We start from the raw sequence: 12,624 nt of genomic DNA, 5'->3' as shown, positions 1-12,624 counted from the left end.
AGGACCTTCGCCATGACGTTTCGCACCCCCACACGCCGCCTGTTCCTTGGCGGCGCGCTCACCACCGCCACCGCGGGCCTAATCCTGCCGCGCAGCGCCCGGGCGCAGGAGGCGGTGAACTTCCAGCTCTCGTGGCTGCATTCGGTGCAGTTCGGCGGCAGCTACATCGCGCAGGACAAGGGCTACTGGAGCGACAACGGGCTTGAGGTCTCGCTGCTGCCGGGCGGGCCCAACGCGCCGGTCGAGCCGCCGGTGGTCGCGGGCACCGCGCTCGTGGGCATCTCGGCGGCCGACTATACCGCCGCGGCGGTCAATCAGGGCGCGCCGTTCAAGATCATCGGCGTGGCGATGCAGAAGAACCCCTTCGCCATCGCCTCGCTGGCCGAGAACCCGGTGAACAGCCCCGCCGATCTGGTCGGCAAGAAGATCGGCATGGCGCTGGCCAACATGCCGGTGCTCGAGGCGCTGTGCGCGATCAACGATGTCGACATCGACGCCATCGAGGTGGTGCCGACGCAGTACGACCCGGCGCCGCTGGTGCAGGGGCAGGTCGACTGCCTGCTGTGCTGGGCCACCGACCTGCCGGTGGCGATGGAGATCCAGGGCATCGACAACGTCACCATGCTGCTCGCCGATCACGGCTACGCGGTGCATTCGCAGACCTATATCGCCACCGAGGACAGCCTCGCCAACCGCCGCGATGAACTGGTGGCGCTGATGAAGGGCGAGGTCATGGGCTGGCAGGACTACAAGGCCGACCCCGCCGCCGCCGCCGCGCTGACGGTCGAGATGTTCCCCGATGCCGGGCTCGATCCCGAGACGCAGAGGCTGCAGGCCGAGCGGCAGGTGCCGCTTATGTTCTCCGACCTGACGGAGGCCGAGGGCTTCGGCTGGTTCACCGACGAGACCGTAGCGGCCAATATCGAGACGCTGGAGCTGCTGGGCAAGCCGGTGAGCGCCGATCTCTGGGACCGCTCGATCCTGGAAGAGGTGCATGGCTGAGGGACGCATCAATGCCTGACGCGCGCCGCCCCGACATCCGGCTGACCGGGGTCTCGAAGAGCTTCGGCGCGCCGGGCGGCGAGATCCCGGCGGTGGCACCGCTCGACCTTCAGCTCGCGGGCGGCAGCATGACCGCGCTGGTCGGTCCGTCGGGCTGTGGCAAGTCCACGCTGCTGCGTCTGATCGCGGGGCTCGAGCGGCCCTCCTCTGGCGAAATCCGCATCGGCGACGAAACCCCGGACGACCTTCGCAAGCGCGCCGCGCTGTCGGTCGCGTTTCAGGACGCGGCACTCCTGCCGTGGCGCACGGTGGCCGGAAACGTGGCGCTTGGCCGCTCGCTGGCGCGCCGCCCGCGGGATGCCGGTGCGGTGTCTGACCTGATCAATCTGGTCGGGCTGAAGGGCTTCGAGGCGCGGCGTCCGGCGGAGCTATCGGGCGGGATGCGTCAGCGCGCGGCGATTGCCCGGGCGATGGCCAGCGCGCCGGAGTTGCTGTTGCTCGACGAGCCGTTCGGCGCGCTCGACGAACTGACCCGCGACCGGCTCAACGCCGAGCTGCCCGCGCTCTGGGAGGCGCACGGGGCGACCTCGGTGCTGGTGACCCACTCGGTGGCCGAGGCGGTGCGGCTGGCCGACCGCATCCTCGTGCTGAGCCCGCGCCCGGCGCGCATCGCCGCCGACATCCCCGTCGACCTGCCGCGCCCGCGCGATGGCGTGGTGCTGGCCTCCGAGGCGTTCCGCGAGATCTGTGGGCAGGTCTCGGCGGCGCTGCGCGACGGGCAGGAGCCGAGCCGGCTCGCGGCGCAATGAGTGGTGCTCTGGCACAGCGGGGCCGACTTGCCGCCCGCCTGCCGGGCGGTGCGTTGATCGCGCTGCTGCTGGCCCTCATCGCGTGGGAAGCCATCGCGCGGCTGACGGCGCAGAGCTTCTTCATCGCCGCGCCGAGCGCCATCGTCGCGCACATGACCGACCATGCCGGGTTGCTCTGGCGCGCCTTCGCGGTCACGCTCTGGGCGGCGGTCCGCGGCTTCGTCTGGGGCAACCTCGCGGGCGTGCTGATGGCGCTGCTGGTGGTGCTGTTGCCGCGGGCCGAGCGGCTGGTCGCTACGCTGGCGCTGCTGGTGTTCTGCCTGCCGCTGGTGGCGACCGGGCCGATCCTGCGGGTGCTCTTTGGCCCGGGCGAAGGGCCGCAGGTCACGCTGGCGGCGCTGGCGGTCTATTACACCACCTTCCTGCCGGTTCTGGTCGGGCTGCGCGCCGCGCCGCAGGGCTGGTTCGACCTCGTGCGCAGCTATGGGCGCGGGCGCATGGTGGCGCTGCGCGAGGTGCGGCTGCCGGCGGCGCTGCCCTATCTCGTGGCGGGCTTGCAGATCGCCGCACCGGCGGCCTTTCTCGGGGCCATGGTGGGCGAGTTCACCGGCGCCGAGCGCGGCCTCGGCGTGCTAACCGTGCGGGCGCTGCGGGCGCTCGACCTGCCGGCCACGTGGTCGATCGCGGTCATCGCCTCGGCGGTCTCGGTGCTGGCCTTCGCCGCGGTGGGCTGGGCCGGGCGCAGGCTGGATCTCGCCCCGCCGCAGGTGCTCCTGGCGTCGCCGGTGGAGGCAAGGCAGAGCCGCTGGCGGGGGCCGGGGGAGGCGCTGCTGGCGCTGGTGGTGACGCTGGCGCTCTGGAAGGGCGCGATGGAGCTTTTCGCGCTGCCGCGGTTCTTTGCCAAGCGGCCGGAGGATGTCTGGGCCTACATGGTCAGCGGGCCGGGGGCAGAGGCGCATCGCGCCAAGTTGCTGGGCGCGATGGCCGAGACGCTGAGCTTCACCGCGCCGGGATACGTGGCCGGGCTGGCGTTCGGGGCGGGGCTGGCGGTTGTGCTGACGCTGGCGCCGCGCGCCGCGTCGCTCACCATGCCGGTGGCAATCGCGCTGCGCTCGATCCCCATCGTCGCCACCGCGCCGCTGATCGTCTGGGCGCTGGGGCGCGGCGCGGCAGGCACCATCGCGGTGGTGGCGGTGATGATCTTCTTCCCCACCCTGGTGGCCTGCCTGCACGGGCTGGCGCGTACGCCCCGCGCGGTGCTCGACCTGTTCGAGGTCTATGCCGCGGAGCGCTGGCGGCGGATGCTCGGGGCGCAGCTTCCCGCCATGCTGCCGGCGTTCTTCGCCTCGGCCCGCATGGCGATCCCGGCGGCGATCCTCGCGGTGACCACAGCCGAGTGGCTGGCCACCGGGCGCGGCGTCGGCGCGCTGATGGCGACGGTGGCGTCGACCTCGGACTACGGCATGTTGTGGAGCGCCATCGCGCTGATCGGGCTGGTGGCGGTGATCGTGCACGGGCTGGTGGGGGCGCTCGAGCGCTGGGTGCTGTCGCGCACCAATGCCGAGCAGCTGGCGCGATGAGAGCCTGCGCCTTCGCGATCCCCGGCGACCATCACCAGAAGACCGGCGGCTTCATCTACCAGCGGCGCCTGCTGGAGGAGCTTCGGGCGTCCGGACGCTCGGTGACGCATGTGCGCCTGCCGGCCGAGGCGGCAAGCGCCGAACAAGATGCGGCGCTGCGGGCGGAGGTGGCCGAAGTTCTCGGGGCGCTGCCCGCGGACCAACCGCTGATCCTCGACGGGCTGGTCTTCGCGGCGATGCAGACCGCGGATCTGGCGCGGCTGCGCTGTCCGGTGGTGGCGATGCTGCACCACCCGATGGGTATGGAGCAGGGCCTCGCCCCCGAGCTGTCGCGCCACCTGCTGGCGCAGGAGATCGCTAATATCCGCCATGCCGAGGCGGTCGTCGTGACCAGTCCGCACACCAAGCGCACCTATGCCGCGCTTGGCGCCGATCCGGACAGGATCACCGTGGCGCTGCCGGGCTATGACGGGCCGCGCGACCTTCCCAGCGTCGAGGCCGGGCCGCGGATCCTGTCCGTCGGGCTGCTGGCGCGGCGCAAGGGGCATGACGTGCTGATCCGGGCGCTGTCCTGGGTAGCCGATCTCGACTGGAGCGCGCAGATCGTCGGCAAGAGCTTCGACCCGGAGGTCGAGGCAGAGCTGCACGCGCTGATCGCGGACACTGGCCTTTCGGGCCGCGTCTCGCTGGCCGGAGAGCTGCCCGACGCGGAGCTGGCGGCGGCCTATCGCGAGGCGTGGATCTTTGCGCTGGCCACCCGCTACGAGGGCTATGGCATGGCGCTGGCCGAGGCGCTCTGCCACGGGTTGCCCATCGTCACCTGCTCGGGCGGCGCGGTGCCCGACACGGTGGGGCAGGGGGCGCTGCTCGCACCGCCGGACGATCCCGAGACCTTCGCGCGCCACCTGCGCCACCTGCTGAGCGATGACGCGGCGCGCGCGGAGCTGGCCCGGAAGGCGCGCGCGCAAGGCCGCGCGCTGCCGCGCTGGCCGGAGACTGCGGCGATCATGGGCCGGGTCCTCGACGCGCTTTGAGCGTTTAGCGATCGCGCACCGGCAAGGGTCGGGTCAGCACGTAGGTGGCGGCCCCGCCCATGGCGAGGCCCTGGAACAGCAGCGCCTGCCAGGGCAGGCGCATCCACAGGCTGACGACGAAGACCAGCAGCATCATGCTCGCCGCGGTGATCTTGGCGCGGCGCGAGATCGCGCCCTCGGCCTGCCAGTCGGCGATCATCGGGCCGAACATCCGGCTTTCCACCAGCATCCGGTGCATCCGCTCCGAGCCGCGCGCATAGGAGAATGCCGCCAGCAGCACGAAGGGCGTGGTCGGCAGCACCGGCAGCACCACGCCGAGCAGCCCGAGCCCGAGCGCCAGCGTTCCAAGCGTGATCCAGACAAAGCGCATACGGTCTCCGGCCTTTGCGATGGGGGCAGTCTAGGTCGGGCGGCGGGTGAGCGCCATGCGACCCGTGCGCAACATGGCAAAACCCGCCGCCCGGCGATCCGTTCCCGGACCCGGTTTAAGTCCCGCCTCCGAAGCCGCGAAGGCCGGAAAAAGCGCCGCAATATAGGCTCTGCGCTTGCGACGTGGGGTCCGTCGGACTATGTGGCCCCCACACAGCCCCGCCCGATGCATCACGCCTCCCTCGTAACCAAGGTCCTGACGCGCATGCAGACGCCTTACTACCTCATCGACAAGTCCCGCCTTCTGCCGAACCTGGAGAAGATCGCCCATCTGCGCGAGCAGTCGGGTGCCAAGGCGCTTCTGGCGCTGAAATGCTTCGCCACGTGGTCGGTCTTTGACATGATGTCGGAATACATGGACGGCACCACCTCGTCCTCGCTGTTCGAGGTCAAGCTCGGGCGCGAGAAGTTCCCCGGCGAGACCCACGCCTATTCCGTGGCCTGGGCGCCGGACGAGATCGACGAGGTGCTGGCCTCCTCGGACAAGGTGATCTTCAACACCGCGCAGCAGCTGCAGCGCTTCGAGGAGAAGAGCCGCGATCATACGCGCGGACTGCGGGTGAACCCCGGCGTTTCGACCTCGGGCTTCGACCTTGCCGATCCGGCGCGGCCGTTCTCGCGGCTTGGCGAACATGCGCCCGAGGATATCGAGCCGGTGGCCGAGCTGATCTCGGGCTTCATGTTCCACAACAATTGCGAGAATGCGAGCTTCGAGCGCTTCGACGAGATGCTGGGCCAGATCGAGGCCCGCTTCGGCGCGCTCATCCGGCGGATGAACTGGATCTCGCTCGGGGGCGGCATCCACTTCACCGGCGCGGACTACCCGCTCGACAAACTCGCCGAACGCCTCAAGCGCTTTGCTGGCGAGAACGAGGTGCAGGTCTATCTCGAGCCGGGAGAGGCGGCGATCACCAAATCGACCACGCTCGAGGTGACGGTGCTCGACACGCTCTACAACGGCAAGAACCTCGCCATCGTCGACAGCTCGATCGAGGCGCACATGCTGGATCTGCTGATCTACCGCGAGAGCGCCAAGATGCAGGAAAGCGGCGATCAGGACTGGATGATCTGCGGCAAGTCCTGCCTCGCCGGCGATATCTTCGGCGAGTTCCGCTTCCCCAAGGCGCTGCAGGCCGGTGACCGGCTCAGCATTCAGGATGCCGCCGGTTACACGATGGTCAAGAAGAACTGGTTCAACGGCGTGCAGATGCCGTCGATTGCCATCCGTGAGCTCGACGGCACCGAACGGCTGGTGCGCAGCTTCGGATACGAGGATTTCGCGGCGGCCCTGTCGTGACATGACCGCGCCTCGCGGCGCACCCACTTAACGTGCAAGGAGGGTAAAGTCTTGAAGAAGACCGTTCTCATCATCGGCGCCGGCGGCGTCGCCCAGGTGGTGGCGCACAAATGCGCCCAGAACAACGACGTGCTGGGGGACCTGCATATCGCCAGCCGGACCAAGGCCAAATGCGACGCGATCATCGAGAGCGTGCAGGCCAAGGGCGCGATGAAGGTCGACGGTGCCTTCGAGGCGCATGCGGTCGACGCGACCCAATCCGCCGAGGTGGCGGAGCTGATCCGCAAGACCGGGGCCGAGATCGTCATCAACGTGGGCACCGCCTTCGTCAACATGCACGTGCTCGACGCCTGCATCGAGACCGGCGCCGCCTATATCGACACCGCGATCCACGAAGAGCCCGACAAGATCTGCGAAACCCCGCCGTGGTACGCAAACTACGAATGGAAGCGCCGCGATGCGTGTGCCGAGAGGGGCGTGACCGCGATCCTCGGCGCTGGGTTCGATCCGGGCGTGGTCAACGCCTATGCCCGCTTCGCCATCGACCAGATGGACGAGGTCAAGAGCATCGACATCGTCGACATCAATGCCGGCTCGCACGGCAAGTACTTCGCCACCAACTTCGACCCCGAGATCAACTTCCGCGAATTCACCGGCGTGGTCTACTACTGGGAAGACAAGCAGTGGAAAGAGACCACCATGTTCGCTTCCGGGCGCGAGTGGGATCTGCCGGTGGTGGGGCCGTCCAAGGCCTACCAGTCGGGCCATGACGAGGTGCACAGCCTCGCGACCAACTACCCGGATGCCGACGTGCGCTTCTGGATGGGCTTCGGCGATCATTACATCAACGTCTTCACCGTGCTGAAGAACATCGGCCTGCTCTCCGAGCAGCCGGTGACGCTGGCCGATGGGGGCGAAGTGGTGCCGCTGAAGGTCGTGAAGGCCTGCCTGCCCGATCCCGCCTCGCTGGCGCCGGAGTATACCGGCAAGACCTGCATCGGGGATCTGGTGACCGGCGTGAAGGATGGCGAAGCGGTCGAGTATTTCGTCTACAACGTCGCCGATCACAAGGAAGCCTACGAAGAGGTCGGCTCGCAGGGGATTTCCTACACCGCCGGCGTGCCGCCGGTCGCCGCCGCGATGCTGATCGCCACCGGCGAGTGGGACGCCAAGGCGATGAAGAACGTGGAGGAAATGGATTCGAAGCCGTTCTTTACCATCCTCGACCGCATCGGCCTGCCGACCCGCGTTCAGAAGGGCGGCCTTGGCGGAGAAGACATGGCCTGGACCGAGCTCAACGGCTGAGTGCGCCCCGCGCTCTGATACAGGCGCGTCGATACAAGGAAAGGCCGTCCCGAAAAGGGGCGGCCTTTTTGCGTACGCTCGTGCGCTTTACTCCGCCGCCTGCCGCAGGCTGGCGATCAGGTGGTGGAACTTCTCGCCCTGCACCGCGACATGGCTCTTGAGCGCCGCCGCCGCGCCCTTGGCGTCGCCCGCCTCGAGCGCATCGACGATGGCCTCGTGCTCGGCCATCGATTGCGCCAGCCGCCCGCGCACCCGCAGTTGCAGCCGGCGGAACGGCTGAAGCCGGCGGTGCAGGCGGCGGCTTTCCTGCTCGAGAAAGCCATTGCCGGACTGGCGGTAGAGGATGCCGTGAAAACACTCGTTCTCGCGGTAATATGCATCGGTGTCGCGCGCCTCGACCGCCTGCTGGCAGCGCGTGTTGGCGGCGCGCAACTCGTCCAGTGCCGCGTCGGTGATGCGAGCGGCGGCCAGCTCGCCGCAGAGCGCCTCGAGTGCCGCCATCACCTCGAACATCTCGATCAGTTCCACCGGGCCGGGTTGGCGCACGAAGACGCCCCGGCGCGGGATCTGCTCGGCCAGCCCCGACAGCGCCAGCCGCTGGAACGCTTCGCGCAGCGGCGTGCGCGAAACCTTGAAGCGCTCGGCCAGCTGGGATTCGTCAAGCCGCGCGCCATCGGAGAAGGAGCCGTCGAGGATCAGGCTCTCGAGCTCGTCAGCGATGATGTCCGAACGCTTTCTTTCCATTGAAATACCTTACTCATCCCGGATCTGACCGACAAGATTGGAATTCTTGTATACGAAAACCTTGACTGGAAAAACAATCATTGCAAGGTTGGTCGGCGACCGGGGGCATAATCCGGTCAACTCTGGGAGGAGAAACCATGAAGTTCACCAAGACCCTCGCGGCCGCCGCCGCGACCGTTCTGCTTGGCACGTCCGCCATGCATGCCGCCGAGCTGCGCCTGTCGCACCAGTTTTCCGAGAGCGACCTGCGCCACAAGGTGGCGCAGATGGTGGCCGACGAGGTCGCCGCCGCCGATGTCGATCTCGACATCAAGATTTTCCCGACGCAATCGCTGTTCAAGGCGCGCGAGCAGTACAAGCCGCTGTCGCGCGGGCAGGTCGACATGATCGTCTTCCCGCTGGCCTACGCGGGCGGGCTGCGCAACCCCTACAACCTCACCCTGATGCCGGGGCTGGTGAAGAACCACGACCACGCCGCGCGGCTCAACGATTCCGAGTTCATGGAAGAGATCGAGGCGATCCTGAACGAGGACGACGTGATGACGCTGGTGCACGGCTACCTCGCCGGCGGCTTTGCCGGCACCGAGGAGTGCATCACCGCGCCCGAGGACGTGCAGGGCAAGCAGACCCGTGCCGCGGGCAAGGCCTTCGAGCAGATGCTGGCCGGTGCCGGGGCCTCGATCGCGTCGATGTCCTCGGCCGAGATCTACAACGCCATGCAGACCGGCGTTCTGGATGCGGCGAACACCTCGTCCTCGTCCTTCGTGTCGTACCGGATCTACGAGCAGGTCGCCTGCTACACCCCGGCGGGCGAATATGCGCTGTGGTTCATGTACCAGCCGATGCTGATCAACAAGTCGACCTTCGAGGGGCTCACCGAAGAGCAGCAGCAGGCGCTGCTCGACGCCTCGGCCAAGGCCGAAGCCTACTATCTCGAAGAGGCCAAGGCGCAGGACACCAACGCCCGCGACGTCTTTGCCGAGAACGGCGTCGAGATTGCCGAGATGACCGAGGAGGAGTTCAAGGCTTGGCAGGAGATCTCGAAGGAGACCGCCTACAAGGCCTTCCTCGAAGGCTCGCCGGACGGCCAGCGGCTTCTCGATCTCGCGCTGAGCGTCGAGTGAGCTGACCCCGGGCGGGCCACGCGCGGCCCGCCCACCCCCTGACCGAGAGAGCGACAGCGCCGCGCGCCCGAGCCCGAGGGCCGCGCCCCGGTCGCGCTTTTCCTGACGCCTGACAAGAAAGCCCCGACATGTCCGGTTCCCTACACGCCATTCCCTCGGCCCGGCACGGCGGCAACCCCGTGCTGCGCCTGATCGGGTTGCTCAGCCGCATCTGCGGCATCGTGGCCGCCCTGATGATCGTCGCGGCGGTGGTGATCACCTGCCAGATGATCTTTGTCCGCTTCGTGCTCAACGGCTCCACCGTCTGGCAGACCGAGGGCGTGACGTACATCGTCATCGCCGCCACCATGCTGGGCCTGCCATACGTGCAGTATCTGCGCGGCCACGTGAACGTCGACCTGCTGCCGCTGATGCTGCCGCTCGGGCTGCGCCGCGGGCTCGCCGTCGTGGTGATGCTCGCCACGCTCGCGGTCTCGGGCGGAATGCTCTGGTACGGCTACGAGTTCTGGCACGAGGCCTGGGACTGGGGCGAGACCTCGAACTCGCCGTGGAACCCCAAGCTCTGGGTGCCCTATCTCGCGCTGCCGGTGGGCTTTGGCCTCTACACCCTGCAGGTGGCCGCCGATTTCTACGCCATGCTGAGGGGGATCGAAACGCCGTTCGGGCTGAGCGAAGACGCCACCCTCACCGAAACACATGCCGCCGACGCGGCCAGCGAAAGGGCCGATTGATGGATCCGCTCACCCTTGGCGCGCTCGTCGCCGTCCTGACCATCGCCGTGCTGTTCTCGGGGATCTCCGTCGCTGCCGGGCTTCTGGTGGTCTCGGCCGGTTTCCTGATCGTCTTCGACGGCATGTCCTCGCTGTCGCTGATCCCGGAGATCTTCTTCGGCAAGCTCGACAATTTCGCACTGCTGTCGATCCCGATGTTCATCATCATGGGCGCGGCCATCGCCTCGACCCGCGCCGGCGCTGACCTGTATGAAGCGCTCGAGCGCTGGCTCACCCGCATTCCCGGCGGGCTGGTGGTGTCGAACCTCGGCGCCTGCGCGCTTTTTGCCGCGATGTCGGGCTCGAGCCCCGCGACCTGTGCCGCCATCGGCAAGATGGGCATCCCCGAGATGCGCAAGCGCGGCTATCCCGATGGCGTGGCCGCGGGCTCGATCGCCGCAGGCGGCACGCTCGGCATCCTCATTCCGCCCTCGGTGACGATGATCGTCTACGGCATCGCCACCGAAACCTCGATCGGCCGGCTGTTCCTGGCCGGCGTGGTGCCGGGGCTGATGCTGGTGGGACTGTTCATGCTCTGGTCGCTGTGGTCGACCTGGCGCTCGGGGCAGGCCTCGGTGCTGTCGGCGGGGAGCTACAGCTGGCGCGAGCGGATGGAGATCCTGCCCCGCGTGCTGCCCTTCGTGGCGATCATCATCGGCGTGCTCTATGCCATGTATGGCGGCATCGCGACGCCCTCCGAGACCGCCGCCGTCGGCGCGCTGCTCTGCCTGGTGATCGCGGTGGTGATCTACAAGCTGTGGGACCCGCGGGCGATCTGGGTGATCCTGCGCGACAGCACAAAGGAGTCGGTGATGATCCTGTTCATCATCGCCGCCGCGGGGGTGTTCTCCTACATGCTGTCGTCGCTCTTCATCACGCAGGCCATCGCGGAGTGGATCGGCACGCTCGACGTGAACCGCTGGGTGCTGATGGGCACGATCAACGTCTTCCTCATCATCGCCGGCTTCTTCCTGCCGCCGGTGGCGGTGATCCTGATGGCGGCGCCGATCCTGCTGCCGATCATCACCACCGCCGGGTTCGATCCGATCTGGTTTGCCGTGGTGCTGACCATCAACATGGAGATCGGGCTGATCTCGCCGCCGGTTGGTCTGAACCTCTACGTCATCAACGGCATCGCGCCCGATATCTCGCTGCGCACCATCCTCGTGGGCTCGCTGCCCTTCGTGGCTTGCATGGTGGTGGCGATCGTGCTGCTGTGCCTGTTCCCCGGGCTGGCCACCTGGCTGCCCGATCTCGTGATGGGGGTTGCCCTATGACCATTCTCGCCGATCTTCTCTCCACCGTGTTCGAGCGCCGCTACCGCATCGGCGGCAGCTCGAAGCCCGACAACCGCCCGCTCGAGGCGCTGACCGCCGACCTGATCGGCGCCTCGGGCGAGGTCTCGGGCCAGACCGTGGCGCGCAGCATCCTCGGGCGCTACGCGGGCATGGACGACGAGGCCAAGCTCGCCTTCTTCCGTCACCTCGCGCAGGACATGACCATCGACGCCGAGGCCGTGCGCAGCGCGCTCGACGCCTATGAGCAGGGCCAGAGCAAGTCGAGCTACCGTGCCTTCATGGAGGCGGCCGAGCCGCCCCGGCAGGAGCTGATCCGTCGCCTCAACCAGGTGCCGGGGGCGACGCAGGCGCTGGTGCACATGCGCGCCGACCTGCTGCGGCTAAGCCGAGGAGACGACTCGCTGCAGGCGCTCGATCTCGATTTCCGCCACCTGTTCGCCAGTTGGTTCAACCGGGGTTTCCTCGTGCTGCGACCGATGAACTGGGACAGCCCGGCGCAGATCCTCGAGAAGATCATTGCCTACGAGGCGGTTCACGCCATCGACAGCTGGGACGACCTGCGCCGCAGGCTCGAGCCCGAGGATCGGCGCTGCTTTGCCTTTTTCCACCCGGCGATGCCCGACGAGCCGCTGATCTTCGTCGAGGTCGCGCTGACCAAGGGCGTGCCCGGTTCGATCCAGACCCTGCTGGCCGAGGAGCGCGACAAGATCGCCCCGCAGGAGGCCGACACCGCGGTGTTCTACTCGATCTCGAACTGCCAGTCGGGGCTGGCCAGCATCTCGTTCGGCAATTCGCTGATCAAGCAGGTGGCCGCCGATCTCGCGCTCGAGCTGCCGCAGCTGAGTACCTTCGTGACCCTCTCGCCGATCCCGGGCTTCGCCCGCTGGCTCGAGGCCGAAGGCCATGCCCATGACGTCACCGATGACGGGCGGATGACGCAGCTGGCCGCCTACTACCTGACCAAGGCGCGGCGCCCCAACGGCGCGCCGCAGGACCCGGTCGCCCGCTTCCACCTCGGCAACGGCGCGCTGGTCCACAAGGTCCACGCACGGGCCGACACCTCCGACAAGGGCATGGCCCAGTCGGGCGGCGTGATGGTGAACTACCTTTACGATCTGGCCCGCGTGTCGCAGAACCACGAACACTTTGCAGCCGACTACCAGATCGCGGCCTCGTCCGAGATCCGGTCGCAGGCGGCAAGCGCAGAAAAATCCTTCGGATAGGAGCAAGAT

General features: G+C 68.0%; 12 protein-coding genes. 10 read left to right on the top strand and 2 right to left on the bottom strand.

What is annotated here, in order from left to right:
- Positions 1–12 precede the first annotated feature (12 nt).
- Genes LCM15_RS17155 through LCM15_RS17140 form a run of 4 tightly spaced genes read left to right on the top strand, consistent with a single transcriptional unit; the run spans position 13 to position 4,425 of the window.
- Complete coding sequence (locus LCM15_RS17155; RefSeq protein WP_224858560.1) at positions 13–1,002, top strand: ABC transporter substrate-binding protein; 990 nt, start codon at positions 13–15, stop codon at positions 1,000–1,002.
- A gap of 11 nt (positions 1,003–1,013) precedes the next feature.
- Positions 1,014–1,811 carry an ABC transporter ATP-binding protein gene (locus tag LCM15_RS17150; RefSeq protein ID WP_224858558.1) on the top strand — a complete coding sequence of 266 codons (798 nt, stop codon included), beginning with the start codon at positions 1,014–1,016 and terminating at the stop codon, positions 1,809–1,811.
- Entirely contained in the window at positions 1,808–3,391 is a 1,584-nt protein-coding gene (locus LCM15_RS17145; RefSeq protein ID WP_224858556.1) for an ABC transporter permease, read from the top strand. Before LCM15_RS17150 ends, LCM15_RS17145 begins: the two co-directional genes overlap by 4 nt.
- Positions 3,388–4,425 carry a glycosyltransferase family 4 protein gene (locus tag LCM15_RS17140; RefSeq protein ID WP_224858554.1) on the top strand — a complete coding sequence of 346 codons (1,038 nt, stop codon included), beginning with the start codon at positions 3,388–3,390 and terminating at the stop codon, positions 4,423–4,425. The genes LCM15_RS17145 and LCM15_RS17140 overlap by 4 nt, the downstream gene beginning before the upstream one ends.
- 4 nt (positions 4,426–4,429) lie before the next feature.
- On the opposite strand, the gene LCM15_RS17135 is transcribed toward LCM15_RS17140, so the two are convergent.
- Entirely contained in the window at positions 4,430–4,795 is a 366-nt protein-coding gene (locus LCM15_RS17135; RefSeq protein WP_224858551.1) for a YbaN family protein, read from the bottom strand.
- Between the two features lie 264 nt (positions 4,796–5,059).
- On the opposite strand from LCM15_RS17135, the gene LCM15_RS17130 reads away from it, so the two are divergent.
- Complete coding sequence (locus tag LCM15_RS17130) at positions 5,060–6,151, top strand: carboxynorspermidine decarboxylase (RefSeq protein WP_224858549.1); 1,092 nt, start codon at positions 5,060–5,062, stop codon at positions 6,149–6,151.
- A 51-nt stretch (positions 6,152–6,202) separates the two neighbouring features.
- On the top strand, positions 6,203–7,456 hold the full coding sequence (locus LCM15_RS17125) for a saccharopine dehydrogenase family protein (protein WP_224858547.1): 1,254 nt from the start codon (positions 6,203–6,205) through the stop codon (positions 7,454–7,456).
- An 87-nt stretch (positions 7,457–7,543) separates the two neighbouring features.
- On the opposite strand, the gene LCM15_RS17120 is transcribed toward LCM15_RS17125, so the two are convergent.
- The gene (locus tag LCM15_RS17120) at positions 7,544–8,200 is read right to left on the bottom strand and encodes a GntR family transcriptional regulator (protein ID WP_224858545.1); all 657 of its coding nucleotides are present in this window, start codon (positions 8,198–8,200) and stop codon (positions 7,544–7,546) included.
- Between the two features lie 137 nt (positions 8,201–8,337).
- Here LCM15_RS17120 and dctP point away from each other — a divergent pair, with 137 nt between their 5' ends.
- From dctP to LCM15_RS17100, 4 genes are all read left to right on the top strand, one after another.
- On the top strand, positions 8,338–9,324 hold the full coding sequence (dctP, locus tag LCM15_RS17115; RefSeq protein ID WP_224858543.1) for a TRAP transporter substrate-binding protein DctP: 987 nt from the start codon (positions 8,338–8,340) through the stop codon (positions 9,322–9,324).
- Between the two features lie 128 nt (positions 9,325–9,452).
- Positions 9,453–10,055: a TRAP transporter small permease gene (locus LCM15_RS17110; RefSeq protein ID WP_224858541.1), complete on the top strand. Its 603-nt coding sequence runs from the start codon at positions 9,453–9,455 to the stop codon at positions 10,053–10,055.
- Positions 10,055–11,371 carry a TRAP transporter large permease gene (locus LCM15_RS17105; protein ID WP_224858539.1) on the top strand — a complete coding sequence of 439 codons (1,317 nt, stop codon included), beginning with the start codon at positions 10,055–10,057 and terminating at the stop codon, positions 11,369–11,371. Before LCM15_RS17110 ends, LCM15_RS17105 begins: the two co-directional genes overlap by 1 nt.
- Positions 11,368–12,615, top strand: coding sequence for a malonyl-CoA decarboxylase (locus LCM15_RS17100; protein WP_224858537.1), 1,248 nt, complete (start codon positions 11,368–11,370; stop codon positions 12,613–12,615). Before LCM15_RS17105 ends, LCM15_RS17100 begins: the two co-directional genes overlap by 4 nt.
- Positions 12,616–12,624: the final 9 nt, after the last annotated feature.

Origin of the sequence: Salipiger bermudensis, assembly GCF_020171625.1 — a bacterium.
Classification (GTDB): domain Bacteria; phylum Pseudomonadota; class Alphaproteobacteria; order Rhodobacterales; family Rhodobacteraceae; genus Salipiger; species Salipiger bermudensis_B.
The sequence above is the reverse complement of the archived record's forward strand: the minus strand, read 5'-3'. Positions and strand labels throughout refer to the sequence as shown.

Bases quoted from the DNA above. Each gene is read 5' to 3' on its own strand.
- LCM15_RS17100 (WP_224858537.1), top strand. From the start codon at position 11,368: ATGACCATTCTCGCCGATCTTCTCTCCACCGTGTTCGAGCGCCGCTAC.
- LCM15_RS17135 (WP_224858551.1), bottom strand. From the start codon at position 4,795: ATGCGCTTTGTCTGGATCACGCTTGGAACGCTGGCGCTCGGGCTCGGG.
- LCM15_RS17150 (WP_224858558.1), top strand. From the start codon at position 1,014: ATGCCTGACGCGCGCCGCCCCGACATCCGGCTGACCGGGGTCTCGAAG.
- LCM15_RS17145 (WP_224858556.1), top strand. From the start codon at position 1,808: ATGAGTGGTGCTCTGGCACAGCGGGGCCGACTTGCCGCCCGCCTGCCG.
- LCM15_RS17155 (WP_224858560.1), top strand. From the start codon at position 13: ATGACGTTTCGCACCCCCACACGCCGCCTGTTCCTTGGCGGCGCGCTC.
- dctP (WP_224858543.1), top strand. From the start codon at position 8,338: ATGAAGTTCACCAAGACCCTCGCGGCCGCCGCCGCGACCGTTCTGCTT.
- LCM15_RS17140 (WP_224858554.1), top strand. From the start codon at position 3,388: ATGAGAGCCTGCGCCTTCGCGATCCCCGGCGACCATCACCAGAAGACC.
- LCM15_RS17120 (WP_224858545.1), bottom strand. From the start codon at position 8,200: ATGGAAAGAAAGCGTTCGGACATCATCGCTGACGAGCTCGAGAGCCTG.
- LCM15_RS17130 (WP_224858549.1), top strand. From the start codon at position 5,060: ATGCAGACGCCTTACTACCTCATCGACAAGTCCCGCCTTCTGCCGAAC.
- LCM15_RS17110 (WP_224858541.1), top strand. From the start codon at position 9,453: ATGTCCGGTTCCCTACACGCCATTCCCTCGGCCCGGCACGGCGGCAAC.
- LCM15_RS17105 (WP_224858539.1), top strand. From the start codon at position 10,055: ATGGATCCGCTCACCCTTGGCGCGCTCGTCGCCGTCCTGACCATCGCC.